We start from the raw sequence: 23,914 nt of genomic DNA on the forward strand, positions 1-23,914 counted from the left end.
CCCGCCGACACCCGCCAGGTACTCATCAGGTCCCTCGCGATGCTCCGCACCAAGCACGCCGACCTGCCGTCCCGCAAGCACGGCAACCCGCCTCAATAGGACCCCAGCGAGAGAAGGCCTCCCCATGACCACTCCCGCCAACCTCCTGCGCGTCGAGAAGGGCCACGCCGACCCCGAGGAACTCGCCGCCATCACCGCGGTCCTCCTCGCCCGCGCCGCAGCCCAGCCCCCCGCCGACACCGTGACCACCCGCCGCGGACACACCACGCCCCGCTGGCGCCGCCTGGAGCGTGAGCACGGCTTCCGTGCCCCGCACAGCTGGCAGGGCTGACACCCCCGGCCCGGCCGTCATCGCAACCACACCTCACCCATCGAAAGCGAGGCAGCCATGACCGCTGCTGACACCACATACATCGGACCGCTCGGCCAGTGGCAGGGCACCGTCACCCACGACGAGCACACCGACGAGTTCGCGCTGACCTTCGCCGCTGACGGCACGGTCTCCCTGCGCACGCCGTTCAGCACGGGCGAGGGGACGTGGACCCCGACCGGCGCGCGCTCGTTCAGCTACACCATCAAGGAGGTGTTCGACAACCGGAACGTGATGCCCGGCTGGATCGCCATCAACGTGGACGCGACCCACTACGAGGGCACGTACACCGGTTCCGGCCTGTGCTACATCCACGCGCCGGACGGCACGGTGGTCGGTTCGACCTTCGCCCACGTCACGGGACACCAGCACAACCCTCCGGAGCCGGCGCGGTCATGAGGGCCCGCAGCTCCCGGGCGAGACCCCGGTGCTCGTTCGCGTCGGCGGCGTCGCCGGTGCGCTGACGGGCATCGGCGATACCCTCCAACGCCTGGACGAGCTCCCACCGCAGGCCGATGCGCTGGGCGAGACGGCGCGCCTGCAGGTGGTGTTCCTCGCCCAGCGCGTACTCGTCGAGCCGGCGGTGGACGAGGCCGAGGACATTGTGCACGGCCGCGGCGACCGCGGGACGGTTCAAGGTCCGCAGCAGGTCCAGCGCGGCATGGCCGTACCTCAGGGCCTCGTCGTACCGGCCCCGGCGCGCGTGGACGTCCGCGTACTGGCTGAGGATCGCCACCTTCCCGTTCGGAGTGCCGATCCGCTCGGCCAGACGCGTGGCCTGGGCGAGGCGGGTCAGGGCCGTCTCGAAGTCACCCAGCCGCGCGCAGGAGCCGGCCTCCGCGGTGAGGCCGACGATCTCCCCGTAGGGGTCGCCGATCTCCCTGCTGTTGGCGATCACGTGCTGGCTGGTCCGGCGGGCCTCCTCGTGGTCGCCGAGGCCGGTCTGGGCGACCCCCAGGGACGTGAGGACGGCACCGACCTCCCGCAGACTGCCGGTTTGACTGAAAATGACCAGCGCCCGGTGGAGGATCCCCCGCGCTTCCCGGTACTCGCCCAGGGCGTTGCGGAACATGCCGATGCGGCTGAGGCAGAAAGCGGTGCCCAGTCGGTCGCCGCTTCGCTCCGCCAGAGCCAGGGCCGTCTGGGCGCATTCATGGCCCTCCTGCATCCGCCCCAGATGCCAGTAGGGGATCGCGAGGTTGCTCAGGGCGACCCCCTCAAGACCCTCGTCCCCGAGGCGCCGCGCCGCCGCCACCGCCCTGTGGAGCACCGCGAGCTCGTCGTTGATGTGCCCGCGCTGGTGCAGGTAGTACGCGAACACCCGCGGCAGGTGCGCCACATGCAGGTCCAGGCCCGATTCCTCGGCGAGGACGAGGACGGCCAGCAGGTTCTGGTGCTCCGCGTCGAACCAGGCGAGGGCGGCGTCCACGTCGGGCAGGAACGGCATGTCGGCCGGCGGGTGGGCCACCTTCACGGACAGGGGCTCGCGGCCGGGCTGTACCAGCATCGCGGCCGTCTCGGCGGTGGACAGGTAGTAGTCCAGGAGCCGGCGGCGGGCCGGCTCGGCGCTCTCCCTGTCCTGGTCGGCCTGGCTGCGGGCCAAGGAGCGCACCAGCCCGTGGAAGGTGAACCGGCCCGACTCCCGCTGCACCAGGAGACGCGCGTCGAGCAGGTCCTCCAGCAGGTACCGGACGGTCGACAACGGCAGATCACCCAGGGCCGCGGCCGTGCACGCGTCGAAGTCGGAACCGGGATGGACGCCCAGCAGCCGAAACAGCCGCTGGTGCAGGGGAGACATCGTGGCGCAGGACATCTCCAGGACGGCCCGCACACTGCGATGGTCCGCGACCAGCTCGCCTAACCGGGCGCTCTCGTCCCGCAGACGGCTCACCATCGACGCGATCGCCCACTGGGGGCGATTGCGCAGCCGGGCGGCGGCGATCCGCAGAGCGAGCGGCAGGCGCGCGCACAGTTCGACCAGCTCGGCCGTGGCCTCGGGCTCACTCTCCACCCGGTCGGCCCCGATGACGTTGGTGAGCAGCAGACGCGCGTCGGCGGGCGTCGGCGGACCGAGTGTCATCGGCACGGCCCCGTCCAGACCCAGCAGCGGAGACCGGCTGGTGACCAGGATCAACGACCCCGTGCAGTTGGGTATCAAGGGACGCACCTGCCGGGAGGTCACCGCGTTGTCGAGAAGCAGCAGCAGCCGACGGCCGGCGGTCATACCCCGCCACATGCTCTCCCGGTCCGCCTGGTCGTCGGGCAGCTGCTCGGCCGGGACACCGATCGCCCGCAGCAGCGTGCCGAGCGCCGCGCTGGGGCTCAGCGGCTCGCACCCAGGAGTGAAACCGTGCAGGTCGACGAAGATCTGGCCGTCCGGATGGTGCTGGGCCAGCCGGTGGGCCAGGTGGACCGCGAGCGTGCTCTTGCCGGTGCCCCCCATGCCGTCGATCGTGATGACCGTGACACCCTGCTCCCGCCGTACGCATGCCTGGCGCAGCAGCCAGTCGATCTCGCTCTCGCGGCCGGTGAAGTCGGGCAGGTCGTGCGGGAGTGACCGCGGCGCGGTCAGCGGCACGGAGTCCGCCGGCGGCTGCGACGGGACGAGCGCCGCGGCCGGCTCGTTGTACAGGTCCGGATCGTTGCGCAGGATCTGCTGATAGCGCTCGCTGACCTCGCTGCTGGGGTCGATGCCGAGCTGGTCGGCCAGCCGCCCCCGCAGGACGTGGTAGGCGCGCAGCGCGTCGGCCTGCCGGCCCACCCGGTACAGCGCCACCATCAGCTGGGCGGTCAGCGCCTCCCGGAAGGGATGCTCGGTGACCAGGGCGCGCAGCTCACCGACGACGTCGTGGGCACGCCCCTCCTCCAGCCGCAGCGCGAGCAGCCTTTCCCGGGCACTGAGATGACGGTCCTCGATGATGGTGGCGGCCGCGCGCAGGACCGGGCTGCGGCTCTCCGGCAGCACCCGGCCGCGGAACAGCCCCAGCGCCGTCTCCAGGGCCGCCGCGCGAGCGGCCGCGTCCTCGCTGTCACGGGCCTCGGCGAGCGCCCGCTCGAAGCGGCTCAGGTCGAGCTGGTCCTCCGCGAGCGCGATCCGGTAGCCGGGGCCGTCGGTCAGCAGCAGCTGATGGCCGCCCGGGATCCGCGAGCGCAGATCCGCGATGACCTTGCGCACCTGGTGCTCGGCGGTGGCGGGTGGGACGCGCTCCCAGGCCGCCTCCACCAGACGTGGCAGGGGCACGACGTGGTTGGCCTCCAGAAGGAGGGCGCTGAGCACGCCGTGCGACTTGGTACCTCCCAGCCGGACTCGTTTGCTGTCATGCCAGACCTCCAGCGTGCCCAGGATGTTGAAGTGGACATCGCTCCCCCGTGGAGCTTCCATGATCTAAATACTAGAGGCCCGCGCCTTCCGCTCCTCAGTGAAATCTGGCCAACATCGACTGCGGCGGACCGGCCGTCAGGACCGGTTTTCCGGCGATATACGACGAGGGATCAGACCGCTCTCGCCAGAAGGCACTTGACAAGCGGGACGCCTGCCAAGACGATCTCCTCATCGTCAGTTCAGTGTGCCCAGTGCCCGACGCACACGTCCTCGACACTTCGAGCAAGGCCCCCTTGAGCGCTTCACGCCGGGGGCCTTGCCTTTTTCGTTTCCGGCGGCCGTGACGACTCCCACGCCGCTCACCGCAACCCCTCGCACACGTACGAACCCCACAAGGAGAACCCTCATGCGGCTGACTGTCTTCGGAGCCTCGGGCGGTACCGGACACGAGCTGGTACGGCAGGGCTTGGCAGCCGGTCACCACGTGACCGCCGTGGTCCGCGACCCCGCCCGCATCGCGTCCCTCGAGGCCCATCCGGCGCTCACCGTGTTCACCGCGGAGCTCACCGGCCCCGAAGCCCTGCGGCCCGCCGTCCGCGACGCCGACCTGGTCATCTCCGCGCTCGGGGTGCGCAGCAACGAGGAGGCGGGTGTCGTCGCCCCCGCCACCGCCGCCGTACTCGCCGCGATCGACCCGGCCACCGTACGGCGCTTCCTCGCGATCAGCGCCTCCCCCGTGGGCCCGCCGGCCGGCGAGGAGGAGTTCTACGTCCCCATCCAGAACGACCTCAAGGCGCTCTACGCCGACCTGACGGACATGGAGGAGCGCATCCGCGAGGACAGCCCCGTCGCGTGGACCGTGGTCCGGCCGCCGCAGCTGGTCGACGAGCCCCTCACCACGAAGTACCGGACGGAGTTCGGCGGTTCCGCGCCGCGCGGCATGAGCATCTCCCGCGCCGACCTCGCCCACGCGCTCCTCACCCTCGCCCAGGACGAGCGGGCGGAGCGCCAGGTCGTCGGCGTCGCCTACTGACGCCCCCGCCCCACGTCACCCCACGCCGGCCCCGGGTACGCCCCGGGGCCGGCGTTCTCATACAGGAACCGAGGCCCAGGCATGTCACGACAGGTTGTGTTCCTCCTGCCCGGCCAGGGCTCGCAGTTCCCCGGCATGGGATGCGAGCTGTACGGCGCGGACGCGGTCTTCACCGAGACGATGGACACGTTCTTCGAGCTCCAGGGCGAGGCCGGCGCGAGCCTGCGCAAGGACTGGATCACCGCGGACGCCGACGACCACTTCGACGACGGGGGACGCGCCCAGCCGCTCCTGTTCGCCCTCGGCTACGCCGTGGCCCGCACCCTGATCGCCCGGGGCATCCGGCCGGCGGCCCTGCTCGGCCACAGTGTCGGCGAGCTGGCCGCCGCGGCGCTGGCCGGTGTGTTCGACCTGCCGGCCGCTGCACGCTTCCTGGCCGCCCGGTCCGCCTCGCTCGACCACGCCCCGCCCGGCGGGCTGCTCGGCGTGGCCGGGACCGTGGAGGAGATCCGCGCGTGCCTCACCCCCGCCTGGGAGCGGGCCGGCCTGGTGGTCGGCGCGATCAACGCCCCCCGGCAGACGGTGCTCGCCGGTCCCGAGGACGAACTGCGGGCCGCCGAACAGGCCCTGCGCGCCGCAGGCGTGGCCGCCCGCAGGGCCCGGGCCGCCGAACCGTGGCACTCGCCGGTGATGAGCACCGCCGCCGGCCACTTCGAGGAGGCGGTCGCCAGGGAGACACCCGCGGCGCCGCGGATCGCCCTCCACTCCTCGGCCGTCGGACGCCCGCCGACCCCCCAGGAGGCCGCGGATCCGGCCTTCTGGGCCCGGCAGATGGCCCGGCCGGTGCTGTTCTGGCCCGCGCTTTCGGCCCTGCTGGACGACGGCGCGCACCTGCTCGTCGAGGTCGGCCCGGGCAACGTGCTGGGGGCCGCGGCCCGCAGCCATCCGGCCGTCCGCTCGGGACGCAGCGAGGTGCTCTCGCTGCTGCCGGCACGGAAGAACCCCGGCACGAGCTGGCGATCCGGAGTGGAACGCCTCGAACAGTCACTCGCGCCCCAGCCCACCACCGCCGCCTGACCACCCCCAGCGAAAGGAGAAACGGATGGAGCCCGAGCCCACGCCCGAGCCCGGTTACGACGCGGAGGTCATCGTCGTCGGCGCGGGGCCGGCGGGACTGACCCTCGCCGGCGAGCTGCGGCTGGCAGGCGTCGACGTCACCGTCGTCGAGAAGCTCCCCGAGCCCACGGGCCAGTCCCGGGGCCTGGGGTTCACCGCCCGGACCATGGAGGTCTTCGACCAGCGGGGCCTGCTGTCCCGGTTCGGGGAGGTCGAGACCAGCGTCCACGGTCACTTCGGCGGCCTGCCCCTCGACTTCGGTGTCGTCGAGGGCGCCCACTACGGAGCCAAGAACGTGCCGCAGGCCCGTACCGAGGCCATGCTCGCCGAATGGGCGGACGACCTCGGAGTGACGATCCTGCGCGGCCGGGAGGTCACCGGGCTCACGTCGTCCGACGACCGGGTCGAGATCACGGTGCGCGACACCGGCAGCGGCGAGGAGCGCGTCCTGCGCGCCCCCTACCTGGTCGGCTGTGACGGCGGCCGCAGCACGGTCCGCAAGCTCGCCGGCTTCGACTTCCCCGGCACCGCCTCCACCATGGAGATGTTCCTGGCCGACGTCCGGGACGTGACCCTGCGCCCCCGCATGATCGGTGAGACCGTCGCCGGCGGCATGGTCATGTCCGGCGACATCGGCGACGGCGTCACCCGGATCATCGTCTGCGAGCGCGGCACCCCGCCGCAGCGGCGCACCGAAGCGCCCGCCTGGTCCGAGGTCGCGGCGGCATGGCAGCGGCTGACCGGCGAGGACATCCAGCACGCGACCCCGGTGTGGGTCAGCGCCTTCGGCGACGCGACCCGGCAGGTGAGCGAGTACCGGCGCGGCCGGGTACTGCTGGCCGGCGACGCCGCGCACATCCACCTCCCGGCCGGCGGCCAGGGCATGAACACCAGCATCCAGGACGCGGCGAACCTCGGCTGGAAGCTGGCCGCCGAGGTACGCGGATGGGCACCGCCCGGCCTGCTCGACTCGTATCACGACGAGAGGCACCCGGTGGGCGTGCGGTTGCTGATGAACACCCGTGCCCAGGGCCTGCTCTTCCTCAGCGGCAGTGAGATGCAGCCGCTGAGGGAGGTCCTCACCGAACTGATGCGGTACAAGGAGGTGTCCGCGCACCTGGTCGGCATGGTGAGCGGACTCGAGATCCGCTACGACGTCGGCGGCGACCCGGCCGACCCCGTCACCGGGCTGCGGCTGCCCGACCACAGGCTGGTCGGCGTGGACGGCACCACCACCGCCTTCGAGCTGCTGCACACCGGCAAGGGCCTGCTCCTCGACTACAGCGACGACGCCGCGGCGCGCGAGGCGGCCGCCGGATACGCGGACCGCCTGACGGTGTACACGGGCAAGCCGGACGGACTGTCCGAGGGCCATCCGCTCACCGGCGCCGGGACCCTCCTCGTGCGGCCCGACGGACACGTCGCGTGGGCCGGAGACGACCCGGCCGGCCTGACCGACGCCCTCACCCGCTGGTTCGGCGCCCCCGCCGCCCCGTGACAGACGCCGTCCCCCGGCCGCGGCGAGCGCCGCGGCCCGCCCGATCCGCGAACACCACCCGGGAGCCACGATGACCGACCCCTCCAGGTCCGATGCCGACAAGTCGTGGGAGGCACAACTCGGTGCGCTCCTCGACCGTACGCAGCTGTCGGCCCTGATCGACACGTACGCGAGCGGCCTGGACGCCGGCCGCTTCGACGAGGCCTGGGCGCGATCCCTGTTCACCGAGGACGTCGACCTCCACTACCCGGTCGGCAGCCATCGCGGACACACCGGACTGCTGTCGTTCACCCGGGAAATCATGGAGCGCTGGCAGCGGACCCAGCACCTCACGACGGGTCACCTCATCACGCCGCACGGCGACCGGGCGCAGCTGGAGTGGAACCTGCTGGCCGTTCACATCCATCCGGACGACGACCCGGCGCGGGCGGGGCTCGAACCGTTCCGGATCGGCGGCCGGTTCGAGGCGGACGCGGTCCGCACCCCGGCCGGGTGGCGGTTCGCCCGCATGTCCCTGCGGATCATCTGGACCTCCGGCAGCCCGGCCACCGGCGTGCCCGCCTCCGCCGTCGTACCGCCCACCCCTCTCGACCGCTAAGGAGACCGCCGTGACCACCACTCAGGAACACCAGAAGAACGTCGTCCACCGCCTCTTCATGGAAGGCCTCAACGGGGGCGACCTCAGCGTGGCCGACGAGCTGATGACCCCGGACTTCGTCAACCACGGCAGCATGGACGACTCGCTGACCGGGCCCGAGGCCTTCAAGACGACCATCCGCCGCCAGCGAGGGGCCTTCTCCGACATCCGCTACGAGATCCTCGACACCCTCTCCGAGGGGGACCGGGTCGCCATCCGCTGGGTGATGCACGGGGTCCACACCGGGGAGTTCCTGGGCGTCGCGCCCACCCACCGCAAGGTGGAGCATCACGCGATGATCTTCTTCCGGTTCGAGGACGGCAAGCTCGCCGAGCGCTGGGGCATCGTCGACAACTTCGCCCTCCTGCGCGTTCTCGGCGCCCGCTGACCCCCACCGGTCACCACCGCGCGGGACTTCTCCCCGCGCCACCGGCACGCCACCCGGCGGCCCCTCGCCGCCGCATCCCACACCTCACCTCTTCGAAGGAGTCCCCATGTCCGGACGTCTCACCGGCAAGACCGCCCTCGTCACCGGCTCCAGCCGCGGCATCGGCCGCGCGATCGCCGAGCGCCTCGCCCACGACGGCGCCCTCGTCGCCGTCCACTACACCGCCAACCGCGAGGCCGCCGAGCAGGTCGTCAAGGCCATCGAGACCGGCGGCGGCCGCGCCTTCACCGTCCAGGCCGAGCTCGGAGTGGCCGGCGACGTCGACGTGCTGTTCGAGGCGCTGACCGCCTCGCTCGCCGAGCACGCGGGCGAGGCGCGGCTCGACATCCTCGTCAACAACGCCGGCATCATGGGCGGTGTCGAGCCCGAGGCCCTCACCCCCGAGCAGTTCGACCGCCTCTTCGCCGTGAACGCCAAGGCGCCCTACTTCATCATCCAGCGGGCCCTGGAGCTCATCCCCGACGGCGGCCGGATCGTGAACATCTCCTCCGGCCTCACCCGGTTCGCCAACCCGCAGGAGACCGCCTACGCCATGTCCAAGGGCGCGGTGGAGATGCTCGCCCTGCACTTCGCCAAGCACCTCGGCCCGCGCCGCATCACCATCAACAGCGTGGCCCCGGGCATCACGCGGAACTCCAACCCGCTGTTCGACATCCCCGAGGTCGTCGAGCAGATGGCCGCGCTGTCCACCTTCAACCGGGTCGGCGAGCCGGCCGACGTCGCCGACGTCGTGGCCTTCCTCTCCTCCGACGACGCGCGGTGGGTCACCGGCTCCTTCGTGGACGCCTCCGGCGGCACCCTCCTCGGCTGACCCGTCCCATGGGACCGAAGACACCCGGGGCCGCGAACGCCGCCCCGGGGACCGGCCCGGCACGGCTGTGGGGACTCCTGTGCGTCCTGGCGGGCACCATGCTCATCGACGCCCTGGAAGTCTCCACCGCCGTGGTGGCCCTCCCGGCCGTCAGCGAGCACTTCGACCTGCCGATCACCGCCGCCCACGGACTGATGACCGCCTTCGCCCTCGGGTTCGGCGGACTGATGCTGTTCGGCCTGCGGATGGTGGCCGTGCTGGGGCGCCGGCGCGTCTACCTGTGGGCACTGGTGGTCTTCCTCCTCGCCTCGGTGGCCGGCGGACTGACCGACTCCGCCGAGCTGCTGATGGCCACCCGGTTCGTGAAGGGATTCTGCGCCGCCCTCACCGCGCCCACGGGACTGGCCATCATCGCCGACACGTTCCCCGAGGGCACCGCGCGCAGCAGAGCCCTTTCCCTCTACACCCTGTTCGGCGCCGGCGGGTTCACCGGCGGACTCCTCCTGGGGGGCGCGGCCACCGAGATCAGCTGGCGGCTCGTGTTCCTGCTCCCGGCCGCGGCCGTACTGGTGCTGTTCCTGTTCGCGGTACGGCTGATCCCCAGGGACGGGTCCGCCGGCGCTCCGCCGCCCGCACCGGCCGGCCGGCGCCGGCTGGGCGCCGGAGCCGCGCTCGCCTTCTGCGGCGCGACGGCGGCCTTCTCCCTCGGCATCGTCTCGCTGTCGTACGGGTCCACCCGCGCCGTCCTCGGCGTGCTCACCATCGTCCTGGGCTTCGCCCTGCTGGCCCTCTACCGGCGCCTGGACTCCCGGGCATCCCAGCCGCTGATCGTGAAGGCGGTGTCCGGCTACCGGCCGCTGCGCCGCGCGGCGCTGGCCGCGGGCGCGCTCAACGGCTCCTACCTCGGACTGCTCCTCGTCCTCACCCTGCGTCTGCAGACGGTGCAGCACCTGTCGCCCCTGCAGACGGCGCTCGCCCTTGCCCCGGCCAGTGCGCCACTGGCCGTCACCGCCCTGTTCTCGGGCCGGCTGATCACCCGGTTCGGCACCGCCCGGCTGATCGCCGCGGGCACTCCCGTGACGCTCGCCGGCTATCTGCTGTTCCTCCTGGCGGACGCCTCCACGGGATACCTGACCGGGACCCTGCCCGGGCTGCTCCTGGTCGCGGCGGGCTTCGTCCTGGCCTTCGGGGCACTGAACGCGCAGGCGATGAACGGCCTGCCCCCTCAGCACCGGGGCGCCGCCGGCGGGCTGTACCAGGCCGCCGTGCAGAGCGGGGCCGTGCTGTCCCTGTCCACCGTGGCCGCCCTGCTGGCCGCCTTCCACCCCGAGAAGACGGCCTCGGCCGCCGCGGTGGTGGCCGCCCAGAGGCCGGCGCTCGCGGCGGTCGCGCTGATCGGAGCGGCGGGCGTTGCGGCCGCTCTCGCCCCACGGGCCGCACGGCACCGCGGCACCGCCCACGAGGCGGCCGCGCGCACGGACACGCCGGCCCGCTGACGCCCCACCACACGGCAGAACACTCGAAACGGAGAACCACAACCCATGCGGGTCCTCATCGCGGTCATGCCGCTCTCCTCCCACCTCTACCCCAGCATCCCGCTGGCCTGGGCCCTGCAGAACGCCGGGCACGAGGTCCGCATCGCCAGCAACGCCGGCATGGGCGAGCACATCACCCGCGCCGGTCTGACGGCCGTCTCCACGGGTGAGGAGCCCGACTTCGTCTCCGCGGAGCAGATCACGCAGGAGCGGATCGAGGCCATCACCCGGGCCCTCGGCCTCGACGAGCAGGAAGGCGCCCTCTGGGGAGCCGTACGACACTACGTGCTGTCCGTCTTCGGCCGTTACTACGCCGGCGATCCGCTCAACGCGGGTCTGCAGGGGATGGCCGACCGGCTGGTGGACTTCGCCCGCTCCTGGAAGCCCGACCTGGTGATCTGGGACCCGGCCTGCCTGCCCGCCCCGATCGCCGCCCGGCTCAGCGGGGCGGCGTCGGCCCGGCTGCTGTGGGGTCAGGACTACTTCGCGTGGCTGCGGTCCAAGCTGGTGGCCAGGCTGGCCGACGGCAGCGCCGGACTCGGCGAGGACCCGCTGGTCACCGCGATGACCCCGATGCTCGAGCGGTTCGGCCTGACGTTCGACGAGGAGATGCTGCTCGGCCAGTGGACCATCGACCCGCTGCCGGCCCCCATGCACCTGCCCGCCGACCCCACCTACGTCCCCATGCGCTGGATCCCGTACAACGGCGGGGCCGAGCTGCCCACCTGGCTCACCGAGCAGCCGAAGCGTCCCCGCGTCGCCCTCTCCCTGGGACTGACCACGCACCGGCTGTTCAAGAACATCGACGTGCCGCTCTCCGACATCGTCGCCATGGCCGGCGAGATGGACATCGAGCTGGTCGCGACGCTGGCCCCGGCCCAGGCGGCCACCCTGGGAACCGTCCCCGACAACGTGAGAATCGTCGAGTACGTGCCCCTCAACCTGTTGCTGAGCACCTGCTCGGCGATCATCCACCACGGCGGCTACGGCACCTTCATGGCCGCGGCCTCCCACGGTGTGCCGCAGCTGATCGCCATGGAGGAGGGAGGCGACGCGCTGGCCACGTCGGCGCAGATCGAGCACCGCGGAGCGGGCATCGCCATGCGGCCCGAGGACTTCTCCATCGCCTCGATGCGCAAGCACCTCCAGCGGATCCTCGACGAGCCGTCCTTCCGGACCGGTGCCACGGTCCTCAACGGCGACCTGCAGGCCTCCCCTTCCCCGGCCGAGGTCGTCCCCGTGCTCGAGCGCCTCACCGCCCAGTACCGGTCCGCCTGACCACCGCAGCGCAGGCACTTCAACCGCGCGTCTCCCTTGGAGCTTGATATGATCAACGTTTTCCAGCCCACCCTCGGTGAGGAGGAGCTGGCGGCCCTGCGGGACGTCTTCGCCGACAACTGGCTGGGGCACGGCCCGCGGACCAAGGCGTTCGAGGAGGCCTTCGCGGGCCACCTCGGCGTGCGGCCCGAACAGCTGCTCTTCATCAACTCGGCGACCGCCGGCCTGTTCCTGAGCGTGCAGCTGGCCGGCCTGGGCCCGGACGACGACGTCGTCCTGCCGTCGGCCTCCTTCGTCTCCGCCGCCAACGCGATCGCCTCGACCGGCGCCCGGCCGGTGTTCTGCGACGTCGACCCGCGGACGCTGAACCCGTCCGTCGACGACATCCGACGCGCCTGGACCCCCCGCACCAAGGCCGTGGTGATCCTCCACTACGGCGGCTACCCCGGCGAGGCCCGGCAGATCGCCGACCTCTGCCGGGAACGGGGCGCCCTGCTGATCGAGGACGCGGCCTGCGCGGTGGCGTCCCGCAGCGACGGACAGGCCGCCGGCACCTTCGGCGACCTCGCCGTATGGAGTTTCGACTCGATGAAGGTGCTGGTCACCGGCGACGGCGGCATGCTGTACGTACGGGACCCCGAACGGGCCGAGCAGGCCCGGCGGCTGGCCTACCACGGACTGGAGCGCCCCAGCTCCTTCGGCGCCGCGAAGGTCTCCCACCGCTGGTGGGAGATGCAGGTCCGCGAGCACGGCCAGCGGGTCCTCGGCAACGACATGACCGCCGCCCTCGGCCTGGTCCAGCTGGGCAGGCTGCCCGAATTCGTACGGACCCGGCGACGGCACGCCGAGCAGTACGACAAGCTGCTGGCAGACGTGCCGGGGCTGCGGCTGCCCCCGCCGCTGCCCGAGGGCCACGAGACCTCCTACTACTTCTACTGGGTGCAGGTGGACCCCGCCCTGCGTGACCGGCTCGCCGCCGAACTGCTGGAACGCGGGATCTACACCACCTTCCGCTACCCCCCGCTCCACCGGGTACCGGTCTACAAGTCCGACCACCTGCGGCTTCCGGCCACCGACGAGGCCAGCGAGTCCACCCTGCTGCTCCCGCTGCACCACGGCCTCACCCCCGACGACGTGGAAACGGTCGCCGCCGCCCTGCGCGACGTGCTCCGGCAGCTGACCGGATCCGCGGGACACGCCGGGACGGACGACCGGCTGCCGGCGGCCACGGCCTGACCGCCCGGGAAGGCGAGCCATGCTGATCGAAGAGACCGCGATCGACGGGGTGCTCGTGCTGTCGCCCCGCCCCCACGCGGACGGCCGGGGGTCCTTTCACGAGGCCATGCGATCCTCCGAGCTGGAGCGTGCGACCGGCCGTCCCTTCCTGCCCCGGCAGATCAACTTCTCCGTGTCACGGGCCAACACCCTGCGCGGGATCCACGGCACCACCGTGCCGCCCGGCCAGGTCAAGTACGTGACCTGTGTCCGCGGAGCGCTGCGGGACGTCGCGGTCGACCTGAGGGTGGGCTCGCCCACCTTCGGCCGGAGCATCAGCAACCTGCTCGACCCCGCGAACGGGCGCTGCGTCTACATCCCCGACGGAGTGGGACACGGCTTCCTCAGCCTCACCGACGACACGTGCATCTGCTACGTGCTGTCCGAGGAGTTCGTCCCCGGAACTCAGATCGACATCAACCCGATGGATCCCGACCTGGCCATCACCTGGGGTCACACTCGGCCGCCGATCATATCGGACAAGGACGCCGGGGCCACCAGTGTGCGCGCCGCCCTGGCAGCCGGGCTTCTGCCCGCCTGGAGCGCGACGCTCCCGCACGCTCCCGCGCGTCCCCGACTCCCGTGACCCCACCGCATCCCTGCCACAGGGCAGGCATCGCCGTGAGGAGAAGCCTCTGATGAAGGCACTCGTACTGTCGGGCGGATCCGGAACCCGCCTGCGCCCCTTCAGCCATTCCATGCCCAAACAACTCATTCCCGTCGCCAACAAACCCGTCCTCGACTACGTACTGGAGAACATCCGGGACATCGGGATCCGCGACGTCGGGATCGTCTCGGGCGACCGGATCGACCACATCGGCGCGGCCGTCGGCGACGGCTCCCGCTTCGGCCTCGACATCACCCTGCTGCGGCAGGACGCGCCGCGCGGTCTGGCACACGCCGTCCTCGTCGCCCGCGACTTCCTCGGCGACGACGACTTCGTGATGTACCTGGGGGACAACATGCTGCTCCCCGGGATCGAGGACGCGGCGGCCGCCTTCCGGCAGGACCGGCCCGCCGCCCAGGTGCTCGTCCACAAGGTGCCCGACCCGCGGGCGTTCGGCGTCGCCGAGCTGGCCCCGGACGGATCGGTACAACGACTCGTGGAGAAGCCCCGCGAACCGCGCAGCGACCTGGCCCTCATCGGCGTGTACTTCTTCACCCCCGCCATCCACGACGCGATCGCGGCGATCGGGCCGAGTGCCCGTGGCGAGCTGGAGATCACCGACGCCATCCAGGAACTGCTGGACCGCGGGGCCTTCGTCAAGGCCGTCGAGTACGACGGCTACTGGAAGGACACCGGGGAGGTGGCCGATGTGCTGGAGTGCAACCGCAAGGTACTGAGCGACATGCAGGGCCGCGTGGAGGGACACGTGGACGAGCACAGCCGGCTGTCGGGCGACGTGGTGATCGGACCGGGCGCCCGGGTGGTCCGCTCCCGGATCACCGGCCCCGCCGTCATCGGCGCCGGCAGCCTGATCGAGGACAGCCAGATCTCGGCGTACACCTCGATCGGAGCCGACTGTGTGCTCTCGGGCACCAGCCTCGGCGACTCCATCGTCCTGGACGGGGCGCGGCTGAGCGGAGTGAGTGACATCGTCGGCTCGCTGATCGGGCGGGCGGCGACCGTGGCCGCGGCGCCCGTGAACGCGGAGGGACACCGCATTGTCATCGGCGACCACGCGGGCGTGGAGGTAGCGGCATGAAGATCCTGGTGACCGGAGCGGCCGGCTTCATCGGCTCACACTTCGTCCGCAACCTCCTGGCCGACAACTACACGGGGTGGGAGGGCGCGTCGGTGACCGCCCTCGACGCCCTCACCTACGCCGGCAACCGCGAGAACATCCCCTCGGACGACCCCAGGCTCGAGTTCGTGCACGCCGACGTCTGCGAACGCGACGTGCTCCTGGACGTCCTCCCCGGGCACGACGCCGTCGTGCACTTCGCCGCGGAATCGCATGTGGACCGGTCGGTCCTGAACGGCGACGAGTTCATCCGCACCAACGTCGGCGGCACCCAGACACTGCTCGACGCCTGCCTGCGCACCGGCGTCGAGCGCGTCGTCCACGTCTCCACCGACGAGGTCTACGGCACCATCTCGGAAGGCTCGTGGACCGAGTCCTGGCCCCTGCTGCCGAACTCCCCCTACGCCGCGTCCAAAGCGGCCTCCGACCTGCTGGCGCGGGCCTACTGGCGGACCCACGGCCTCGACCTGTCGATCACCCGCTGCTCCAACAACTTCGGCAGCCACCAGCACCCCGAGAAACTCGTCCCGCTGTTCATCACCAACCTGCTGGAAGGGCTGCCCCTGCCGCTGTACGGGGACGGCCTCAACGTGCGCGAGTGGCTGCACGTGGACGACCACTGCAGGGCCATCCACCTGGTCCTCAACCACGGCGGCGCCGGCGAGATCTACAACATCGGCGGCGGCAACGAGCGCACCAACCTGGAGGTCACCAACCTGCTCCTCGAACTGTGCGGTGCCGACGCCGGCCTGATCACCTACGTGGAGGACCGCAAGGGCCACGACGTCCGCTACTCCCTCGACGACACCAAGATCCGGGAGCGGCTGGGCTACGCCCCGCGCATCGGCTTCGAGGAGGGCATGGCCGCGACCGTGGACTGGTACCGGGAGAACCCCGGCTGGTGGAAGGCGTCCAAGTACCGCTCGGGTCAGCGTTGACCACCCACCCCGTTCCCCACGCGGCCTACCGGCCGACACTCCGCGCCGACACGACGAAGGACAGTTGATGAGCGACTACCGCAATGTGATCCTGGAAGCGGTCCGCAAATATCACCAGGAGACCGAGCCCGGCACGGCCTTCGAGCCCGGGGTCACCGAGATCTGGCCCTCGGGCGCCGTGCTGAACGAGGACGACCGGGTGGCGCTCGTGGAAGCGGCCCTGGACCTGCGGATCGCGGCGGGACCCAGTTCCCGCCGGTTCGAATCCTCCTTCGCCCGCCGCCTCAAGCGGCGCAAGGCCCACCTGGTCAACTCCGGCTCCTCGGCCAACCTGCTGGCGGTCTCCGCGCTGACCTCCCACCTGCTGGAGGACCGCAGGCTGCGTCCCGGCGACGAGGTGGTGACGGTCGCGGCGGGCTTCCCCACCACGGTCAACCCGATCCTCCAGAACGGTCTCGTCCCGGTCTTCACGGACGTCGAGCTCGGCACGTACAACACCACTCCGGAGCGGGTGGCCGAGGCCATCGGCCCCCGGACCAAAGCCATCATGATCGCCCACGCGCTCGGCAACCCGTTCCAGGTCGAGGAGATCGCCGCACTCGCCGACGAGCACGGTCTGTTCCTCATCGAGGACAACTGCGACGCGGTCGGATCCCTCTACCGCGGACAGCTCACCGGCACCTTCGGCGATCTCTCCACGGTCAGCTTCTACCCGGCACACCACCTCACCATGGGCGAGGGCGGCTGCGTGCTGACCTCCAACCTGGCGCTCGCCCGGATCGTGGAGTCCCTTCGCGACTGGGGCCGGGACTGCTGGTGCGAACCGGGAGAGAACAACCGCTGCCTCAAGCGGTTCGACTACCAGATGGGCACCCTGCCCGAGGGGTACGACCACAAGTACATCTTCTCCCACGTGGGCTACAACCTGAAGGCGACCGACCTCCAGGCCGCCCTGGGACTGACCCAGCTGGCCCGCCTGGACGAGTTCATCGAGGCACGCCGCCGCAACTGGCGGCAGCTGCGGGAAGGGCTGGACGGCGTCCCGCACCTGATCCTTCCCCGCGCGACCGAGGACTCGGAACCGAGCTGGTTCGGATTCGCCCTCACCGTCGAGCCCGACGCCCCCTACACCAGGGCCGCGCTCGTGGACTTCCTGGAAGCCCGCGGCATCGGCACCCGCCGGCTGTTCGCCGGCAACCTGACCCGTCATCCCGCGTACATCGGAACCGAGCACCGCATCTCCGGTGACCTCACCAACAGCGACATCATCACCGAGCACACCTTCTGGATCGGGGTCTACCCGGGCCTCGGCACCGAGATGCTCGACTACGTGATCGCCTCGGTGCGGGAGTTCGTCGCCGCTCACACCCGGGCCGCCCACTGAGCGTCCGGCCCTCCGACCGCGCCCGCTCCCGTCCCGCACCCCCTTGTCCTTCCGCTCCCGAAAGGGACTCCAGGAACTCCCATGACGTCTCAGCTCTACACCCCCGCCCTGCTCGGTCCACGACGGGACGACGCGCTGGCGGACCGGATCGCCCGGTCCGCCGGCGCCCCGGTCCCTCCCGAGGAACGTGACCGCGTCCTCCGCTGGCTGGACGGCCGACGGGCCGCTCACGACTTCCGCGTCGACCGGATAGCCCTGGACGCCCTGGAGGGATGGCGCTTCGCCGAACCCTCCGGGAACCTCGTCCACCACAGCGGCCGCTTCTTCAGCGTGGAGGGCCTGCACGTCACCGTCGGCGACGGCCGCGAGACGGTGGCGGAATGGCACCAGCCGATCATCCGGCAGCCCGAAGTCGGCATCCTCGGCATCCTCGCCAAGGAATTCGACGGAGTCCTGCACTTCCTGATGCAGGCGAAGATGGAGCCGGGCAACCGCAACCTGCTCCAGCTGTCGCCGACGGTGCAGGCCACGCGCAGCAACTACACCAAGGTGCACCAGGGCGCCGACGTGCGCTACCTGGAGTACTTCACCCCCGGCGGGCGCAGCCGGGTGATCGCCGACGTCCTGCAGTCGGAACACGGCTCCTGGTTCTACCGCAAGAGCAACCGCAACGTGATCGTGGAGGCTCTGGACGAGGTCCCCGAGCACGAGGACTTCCTCTGGCTGACGCTCGCCCAGCTGCACGCGCTGCTGCGGCTGGACAACATCGTCAACATGGACGCGCGGACCGTCCTCGCCTGCATGCCGGTCCCCCCGACCGGTACCGTCGCGCTGCACTCCGACGCGGAGGTGCTGTCCTGGTTCAGCGGGGAACGCAGCCGCTGGGACGTCTCCGCGCAGCTCGTTCCCCTCGCGGGTACGCCTTCGTGGCAGCGCTCGGCATGGACCATCGAGCATGAACGGCAGGCGTACTTCCGCGTCGTGGGCGTCTCGGTGGAGGCCGGCAGCCGTGAGGTGAGCCGCTGGACCCAGCCCTTGTTCGAACCCGTGGGGCTGGGGGTCACCGCCTTCCTGGCCCGCGAGATCGAGGGCGTGCTGCACGTCCTGGTCCACGCCCGGGTCGAGGGCGGCTTCCTGGACACCGTGGAACTGGGCCCCACCGTGCAGTGCGTGCCGGGCAACCACGAGTCCGGGGACCGGCGCCCGCCCTACCTGGACGCCGTGCTCGGCGCGCCGGCGTCGAGCGTCCTGTACGAGGGCGTCCACTCCGAGGAGGGCGGCCGGTTCCTGAACGCCGAGAGCCGCTACATGGTGGTGCTCGCCGACGAGGCCGAGGCCCGGACCGAACCGCCGCAGGACTACCGGTGGGTGACCCCCGACCAGCTCTCCGCGTGGGTGGGCCACGGCCACTACCTCAGCGTCCAGGCCCGCACGCTCCTGGTCTGTCTGCGGGCGGCGCCGCAGGGCGCCTCGTGACCCCCGCCGGCCGGCCGCTGCGCGTCGGTGTGCTCGGCTGCGCGGACATCGCCAGACGCCGGGTCCTGCCCGCCCTTGCGGCGCTGCCGGAGACGCGGCTGACGGCGGTGGCCAGCCGGAGCGCGGACAAGGCCCGGGAGCTCGCGAGCGCGTTCGGAGCCACGCCGGTGACCGGATATTCGGCGCTCCTCGCGCGCGAGGACGTGGACGCCGTGTACGTGCCGGTCCCCGCGGCGCTGCACGCCACCTGGGTGTCGGCGGCGCTCGACGCGGGCAAACACGTCCTCGCCGAGAAACCGCTGACCATCCGCGGCGGGCAGACCGCCGAGCTGGTCGCACGCGCCCGGGATCGGGGACTGGTCCTGATGGAGAACGTGATGTTCGTCCACCACGGCCAGCACGAAGCCGTACGGCGTCTGGTGGACAGCGGCGCGATCGGCCGGCCGCGTGCCCTGCGCGCGGCGTTCGCCGTGCCGGAGCGGCCCGCCGACGACATCCGCTACGACCCCGCACTGGGCGGCGGCGCGCTGTGGGACGTGGGCGTGTACCCGCTGCGTGCCGCGCTGCACCTGCTGGGCCCGGAGCTGTCGGTGGTCGGCGCGGTCCTCAGCCGCGGCCACGGCCGGGACGTGGACACCTCGGGAGCGGTGCTGCTGCGGACCCCGGACGGCGTGACGGCGCAGCTGCTCTTCGGCATGGAACACGCCTACGGTTCCGAGTACGAGCTGTGGGGCAGCGAAGGAAGGCTTCGGCTGGACCGGGCGTTCACACCGGCGGCCGACCATGAGCCGGTCGTGCGGATCGAACGGTCCTCCGGCGTACGGGAGGTCGTCCTGCCCGCCGAGGACCAGGTGACCACCACCCTGCGGACCTGGGTCGCCGCCGTCCGCGAGGGACGGCCCACCGACCCGCTGACGGTGCGCCAGGCACAGCTCCTGGACGACGTACGAGACGCCGCCGGACTGTCCGTCGGCGCGTTCCACAACGCTTGACCTCAATTGCGGTTGAGGTTCTAGCGTGATGATCGCTCGACAGCGGGTGACCTGTCCCCCCAGGCACCGGCCCCACGCTTCCTGTCCCCCCTTTTTCCTCTGCCTCCTCCAGGAGACCTGCGATGAATGCGGAATCCGCAGACGCCCCGCGCAAGGCGGGCCGGCGCGAATGGCTGGGCCTGGCCGTCCTGGCCCTGCCCACGCTGCTCGTGGCGATGGACATGACCGTCCTGCACCTTGCCGTACCCGCCCTCACCGACGAATTACGTCCCTCCACCACCCAGTTGCTGTGGGCTGTCGACGTCTACGGGTTCCTGGTGGCCGGCCTGCTCATCACCATGGGCTCGATCGGTGACCGCATCGGACGACGGAAGCTGCTGCTGATCGGCGCGGCCGCGTTCGGCGTCGCCTCGGTCCTCGCCTCGATGGCCGGGAGCGCGGAGACGCTCATCGCCGCACGTGCCCTCCTCGGCGTGGCCGGGGCGACCCTGATGCCCTCCACGCTGTCGCTGATCCGCACGCTGTTCCAGGATCCCGCACAGCGTGCCGCCGCGATCGGCGTGTGGGCCATGTGCTTCGCGCTGGGCAGCATGGCCGGCCCGCTGATCGGCGGCGCCCTGCTGGAGTACTTCTGGTGGGGATCGGTCTTCCTGGTGGCCGTGCCCGTGATGGTGCTGCTGCTGGTCGCCGGCCCCCTGCTGCTGCCGGAGCACCGTGACGCGAAGGCCGGCCGCGTGGACCTGCTGAGCGCGGCACTCTCGCTGACGGCGACCCTGGCGGTCATCTACGGACTCAAGGACGCGGCCGAATCGGGAATCGGATGGCAGCCCGCCGCATTCCTGGCGGGCGGGCTCGTGATGGGCTGCCTGTTCGTGTACCGGCAGCGGATCCTGGCCGACCCGATGCTCGACCTGCGCCTCTTCGGCAACCGCACCCTCAGCAGCGCGCTGGTGATGCTGACCCTGGTGACCGTCCTGATGGCCGGATCCCAGCTGTTCATCATGCAGTACCTGCAGCTGGTGCACGGACTGTCCCCGCTCCAGGCGGGTCTGTGGTCCATCCCCACCAACGTCGGCGTCATGATCGGATCCATCTTCGGACCGATGCTCCTCAAGGCCGTCAAGCTGAGCCGGCTGCTGGCGATGGCGATGGGAATCCTGACCCTCGGACTGCTGCTGCTCGCCCTGGTCGACGGGGCCTCCGACCTCGGCCTCGTGGTCACCGCCTCCGCCGTGATCGGTCTCGGCCTCGGCCCGATGGTGGCGCTCGGCACCGACCTGATCGTCGGCGCCGCACCGGCCGACCGCGCGGGCGCGGCCTCGGCGGTCTCCGAGACCGGAACCGAGCTGGGCGCGGCCCTGGGCATCGCCCTCCTGGGCAGCGTCGGGTTCGCCGTCTACCGCTCCGCCCTGGACGGCACCCTGCCGGCCGGGCTCACCCCCGAACAGGCCGCGACCGCGGAGGAGACCCTGGGCGGCGCCGTCGCACTGGCCGGTGAGCTGCCCGCCGGGCTGGGCACGCAGCTGCTGGAAGCGGCCCGGGCCGCGTTCGTGGACGGCATCCAGACCACCGCCCTGACCGGCGCGGTCATCGCCGCGCTCCTCGCCGTCGTGTCCCTGGTCATGCTCCGCGACGCGACGCCCCCCGCGCCCGAGCACGAGCCGGCCGGACACGAGGCGGCCGGCACCGACGCCGTCGGACCGGTCTCGGAAGTCAGTCACTGACCCCTCGGGCTCCCGGGACGGGCGGGTGGCATCCCCCGTACGCCCGCCCTCCCGGGTACCGGCACCCCGCCCTCGTGGCGGGGTGCCGGAGCGTCCGCATGCGCCGCCGCACCGGCGGCCCTCCCCACTGAATCGAAGGGAACGGTCCCATGACGGACACCGTCGATCCCAGCACCAATCCCATACGACTCGCCGTGCTCGTCGCCAGTGCCCGACACGGCCGCCTCGCCCCGGGCATCGCCGAGTGGGCGGCGGAGCGAGCCGGCCTGCACGGCGGCTTCACCGTCGACCTCATCGACCTGGCGCAGGCGGCCCTGCCGGACTCCCTCGACTCCTCCGCACCGCAGCGGCAGACGATCGCACCTCGACTGGACCAGGCCGACGCCTTCCTCGTGGTGGTCCCGGAGTACAACCGCAGCTTCCCCGGCGTACTGAAGACCGCCCTCGACTCCTTCCGCCTCGAATGGCAGGCGAAGCCGGTCGGTTTCGTCTCCTACGGGCTCGGCATGTCCGGCGGCCTGCGCGCCGTCGAACAACTGCGCCTGGTCTTCTCGGAACTCCACGCCATGTGCGTGCGCGACTCCGTCGCCCTGCCCCGGATCAACGAGTCGCTGACCCCCGACGGCCGGTTCAACGGCAACGAGGGGGACCAGACCGGCCGTGAGCAGGCCGCGAAGCTCATGCTCGACCAGCTCCTGTGGTGGGCGCAGGCCCTGCGGAACCACAAGTCCGCCCACCCGTACGGTCGTTGAAGCCCTTCGGAAAAAGCCTGACTAGAGTGGCCGGTCCGGCGCGAACCGCCGGTCACCGACCCGTCGTTATGGAGAAGATGCACCATGCCCGAGCAGCCCGACCCCGCAGCACCACGTCTCACCCGTGAGAGCCCCGAGCTCGCCGAGCTGTTAACCGCCGTGCGGGGGCAGGTGATGTTTCCCGGTTCGGAGGGCTTCGACGAGGAACTGTCCGGCTACCAGACCTACGTGCGCAACCGGCCTGACATCGTCGTCGGTGTCGACGGAGTCGACGACGTGCGCGCCGCCGTCGCCTTCGCCGCCGAACACGACCTCGCGATCTCCGTACAGGCCACCGGGCACGGCATGGCGTACGCCGCCGAAGGCGGCCTCCTGATCTCCACCCGGCGGATGAACGACGTCCACATCGACCCCCGGGCCCGCACCGCCCGCGTGGCCGCCGGCGCGTCCTGGCGCCAGGTCATCGAGCAGGCCGCCGAACACGGACTCGCCCCCCTCAGCGGCTCCTTCCCCGACGTATGCGCCGTCTCCTACGTCCTGGGAGGCGGCCTCGGCCTGGTGGCCCGCCAGTACGGCTACGCCGCCGACCACGTGCGGTCCCTCGACATCGTCACCGGCAACGGCGAACTGCTGCGCACCGGACCCGAGACCCAGCCCGAACTGTTCTGGGCGCTGCGCGGCGGCGGCGGCAACTTCGGAGTGGTCACCTCCATGGAGGTCGACCTCTTCCCGATCACCTCCCTCTACGGCGGGCGGCTGGTCTTCGACACCCCGCACGTCGAAGACGCCATGAACGCCTTCCACGCCTGGGCCCAGGACTGCCCCGAAGAGATGACCGGGGCCCTGAAACTGGTCCAGGTGCCGAACCTGGAACCGATTCCCGCCCTGTTCCGCGGCAAGTTCCTGGCCATCGTGCTGATCGCCTACAACGGCGATCCGGCGGAGGCGGAGCGAGTGGTCGAGCCGCTCAGGGCGGTGGGCCCGCGCCTCGTCGACGCCCTCGCCCCCGTCCCGTACACCGAGAGCGGATCCATCCACGACGAGCCGGAGGAACCGCACGTCGTCTACGGCAACAGCTTCATGCTGTCCGACCTGAACCCGGCCACCGTCAAGGCGATCCTGGACACCGTCGGCGCCGACGCCCCGGCCAGCGTCATGACCGAGATCAGGCAGCTGGGCGGCGCCGTGGCACGCGACCCCGCCACGCCGAACGCCGTGAGCCACCGGGACGCCGCCTACGCGCTGCGGGTGATCTCCGCGCTGGAGGACGTGGGCATGGAGGTGGCACGGCCGGTCCACGAACGACTGGACGAGGCACTGGCACCCTGGACCATGGGACGGTCGCTGAACTTCGTACACAGCGACGGCCGCAAGCCGTCCGAGGACCAGGTCCGTTCCCTGTGGTCGAAGCAGAACTACGAGCGCCTGGCCCGGATCAAGGCCGCGCACGACCCCCGCAACCTGTTCCGGTTCAACTTCAACGTGCCGCCGGCCTCCGAGGCCGCACCGCACAACTGAACCGCCCCACCCTTCTCACCCGGGGCCCCGCACCACACAGTGCGGGGCCCCGCCCTTTCCTC

General features: G+C 71.5%; 20 protein-coding genes and 1 pseudogene. 20 read left to right on the plus strand and 1 reads right to left on the minus strand.

The window, feature by feature from the left end:
- Nucleotides 1-124 precede the first annotated feature (124 nt).
- Nucleotides 125-331, plus strand: coding sequence for an acyl-CoA carboxylase subunit epsilon (locus tag ACFVYX_RS05660; protein WP_389680060.1), 207 nt, complete (start codon nt 125-127; stop codon nt 329-331).
- A 57-nt stretch (nt 332-388) separates the two neighbouring features.
- A complete protein-coding gene (locus ACFVYX_RS05665) occupies nt 389-769 on the plus strand; it encodes a hypothetical protein (RefSeq protein ID WP_389680061.1) in 381 nt (126 codons plus the stop codon).
- Here the strand turns inward: ACFVYX_RS05665 and ACFVYX_RS05670 are convergent.
- Nucleotides 726-3,752, minus strand: coding sequence for a BTAD domain-containing putative transcriptional regulator (locus tag ACFVYX_RS05670; RefSeq protein ID WP_389680062.1), 3,027 nt, complete (start codon nt 3,750-3,752; stop codon nt 726-728). The genes ACFVYX_RS05665 and ACFVYX_RS05670 overlap by 44 nt on opposite strands.
- Before the next feature lie 346 nt (nt 3,753-4,098).
- Here ACFVYX_RS05670 and ACFVYX_RS05675 point away from each other — a divergent pair, with 346 nt between their 5' ends.
- The 18 genes and pseudogenes from ACFVYX_RS05675 (at nt 4,099) to ACFVYX_RS05760 (ending at nt 23,852) form a co-directional block, all read left to right on the plus strand.
- Nucleotides 4,099-4,725 (plus strand): NAD(P)-dependent oxidoreductase, encoded by a 627-nt coding sequence (locus ACFVYX_RS05675; protein ID WP_389680063.1) that lies wholly within the window; start codon nt 4,099-4,101, stop codon nt 4,723-4,725.
- Nucleotides 4,726-4,806: 81 nt separating this feature from the next.
- The gene (locus ACFVYX_RS05680; protein ID WP_389680064.1) at nt 4,807-5,802 is read left to right on the plus strand and encodes an acyltransferase domain-containing protein; all 996 of its coding nucleotides are present in this window, start codon (nt 4,807-4,809) and stop codon (nt 5,800-5,802) included.
- Between the two features lie 25 nt (nt 5,803-5,827).
- Entirely contained in the window at nt 5,828-7,339 is a 1,512-nt protein-coding gene (locus ACFVYX_RS05685; RefSeq protein WP_389680065.1) for an FAD-dependent monooxygenase, read from the plus strand.
- Nucleotides 7,340-7,409: 70 nt separating this feature from the next.
- A complete protein-coding gene (locus ACFVYX_RS05690; RefSeq protein ID WP_389680066.1) occupies nt 7,410-7,937 on the plus strand; it encodes a nuclear transport factor 2 family protein in 528 nt (175 codons plus the stop codon).
- Nucleotides 7,938-7,947: 10 nt separating this feature from the next.
- Complete coding sequence (locus ACFVYX_RS05695) at nt 7,948-8,364, plus strand: ester cyclase (RefSeq protein ID WP_389680067.1); 417 nt, start codon at nt 7,948-7,950, stop codon at nt 8,362-8,364.
- 112 nt (nt 8,365-8,476) lie between these two features.
- A pseudogene (locus tag ACFVYX_RS05700) lies at nt 8,477-9,235 on the plus strand (SDR family oxidoreductase); the annotation flags it as partial.
- A gap of 8 nt (nt 9,236-9,243) precedes the next feature.
- Nucleotides 9,244-10,731: an MFS transporter gene (locus tag ACFVYX_RS05705; protein WP_389680068.1), complete on the plus strand. Its 1,488-nt coding sequence runs from the start codon at nt 9,244-9,246 to the stop codon at nt 10,729-10,731.
- A gap of 45 nt (nt 10,732-10,776) precedes the next feature.
- On the plus strand, nt 10,777-12,048 hold the full coding sequence (locus ACFVYX_RS05710) for an activator-dependent family glycosyltransferase (protein WP_389680069.1): 1,272 nt from the start codon (nt 10,777-10,779) through the stop codon (nt 12,046-12,048).
- Between the two features lie 48 nt (nt 12,049-12,096).
- A complete protein-coding gene (locus ACFVYX_RS05715) occupies nt 12,097-13,284 on the plus strand; it encodes a DegT/DnrJ/EryC1/StrS family aminotransferase (RefSeq protein ID WP_389680070.1) in 1,188 nt (395 codons plus the stop codon).
- A gap of 19 nt (nt 13,285-13,303) precedes the next feature.
- Nucleotides 13,304-13,909 (plus strand): dTDP-4-dehydrorhamnose 3,5-epimerase family protein, encoded by a 606-nt coding sequence (locus ACFVYX_RS05720; protein WP_389680071.1) that lies wholly within the window; start codon nt 13,304-13,306, stop codon nt 13,907-13,909.
- Between the two features lie 52 nt (nt 13,910-13,961).
- Entirely contained in the window at nt 13,962-15,029 is a 1,068-nt protein-coding gene (locus ACFVYX_RS05725; protein WP_389680072.1) for a glucose-1-phosphate thymidylyltransferase, read from the plus strand.
- A complete protein-coding gene (rfbB, locus tag ACFVYX_RS05730; RefSeq protein WP_389680073.1) occupies nt 15,026-16,006 on the plus strand; it encodes a dTDP-glucose 4,6-dehydratase in 981 nt (326 codons plus the stop codon). Before ACFVYX_RS05725 ends, rfbB begins: the two co-directional genes overlap by 4 nt.
- Nucleotides 16,007-16,073: 67 nt before the next feature.
- Nucleotides 16,074-17,390 (plus strand): lipopolysaccharide biosynthesis protein RfbH, encoded by a 1,317-nt coding sequence (gene rfbH / locus ACFVYX_RS05735; protein WP_389680074.1) that lies wholly within the window; start codon nt 16,074-16,076, stop codon nt 17,388-17,390.
- A gap of 81 nt (nt 17,391-17,471) precedes the next feature.
- Nucleotides 17,472-18,866, plus strand: coding sequence for an NDP-hexose 2,3-dehydratase family protein (locus ACFVYX_RS05740; protein ID WP_389680075.1), 1,395 nt, complete (start codon nt 17,472-17,474; stop codon nt 18,864-18,866).
- Entirely contained in the window at nt 18,863-19,858 is a 996-nt protein-coding gene (locus tag ACFVYX_RS05745) for a Gfo/Idh/MocA family protein (protein WP_389680076.1), read from the plus strand. The genes ACFVYX_RS05740 and ACFVYX_RS05745 overlap by 4 nt, the downstream gene beginning before the upstream one ends.
- A gap of 122 nt (nt 19,859-19,980) precedes the next feature.
- Nucleotides 19,981-21,582 (plus strand): MFS transporter, encoded by a 1,602-nt coding sequence (locus ACFVYX_RS05750; protein ID WP_389680077.1) that lies wholly within the window; start codon nt 19,981-19,983, stop codon nt 21,580-21,582.
- A gap of 149 nt (nt 21,583-21,731) precedes the next feature.
- Nucleotides 21,732-22,334: an NADPH-dependent FMN reductase gene (locus tag ACFVYX_RS05755; protein WP_389680078.1), complete on the plus strand. Its 603-nt coding sequence runs from the start codon at nt 21,732-21,734 to the stop codon at nt 22,332-22,334.
- A gap of 84 nt (nt 22,335-22,418) precedes the next feature.
- The gene (locus ACFVYX_RS05760) at nt 22,419-23,852 is read left to right on the plus strand and encodes an FAD-binding oxidoreductase (RefSeq protein ID WP_389680079.1); all 1,434 of its coding nucleotides are present in this window, start codon (nt 22,419-22,421) and stop codon (nt 23,850-23,852) included.
- Nucleotides 23,853-23,914: the final 62 nt, after the last annotated feature.

The organism is Streptomyces sp. NPDC058326 (assembly GCF_042879855.1).
Classification (GTDB): domain Bacteria; phylum Actinomycetota; class Actinomycetes; order Streptomycetales; family Streptomycetaceae; genus Streptomyces.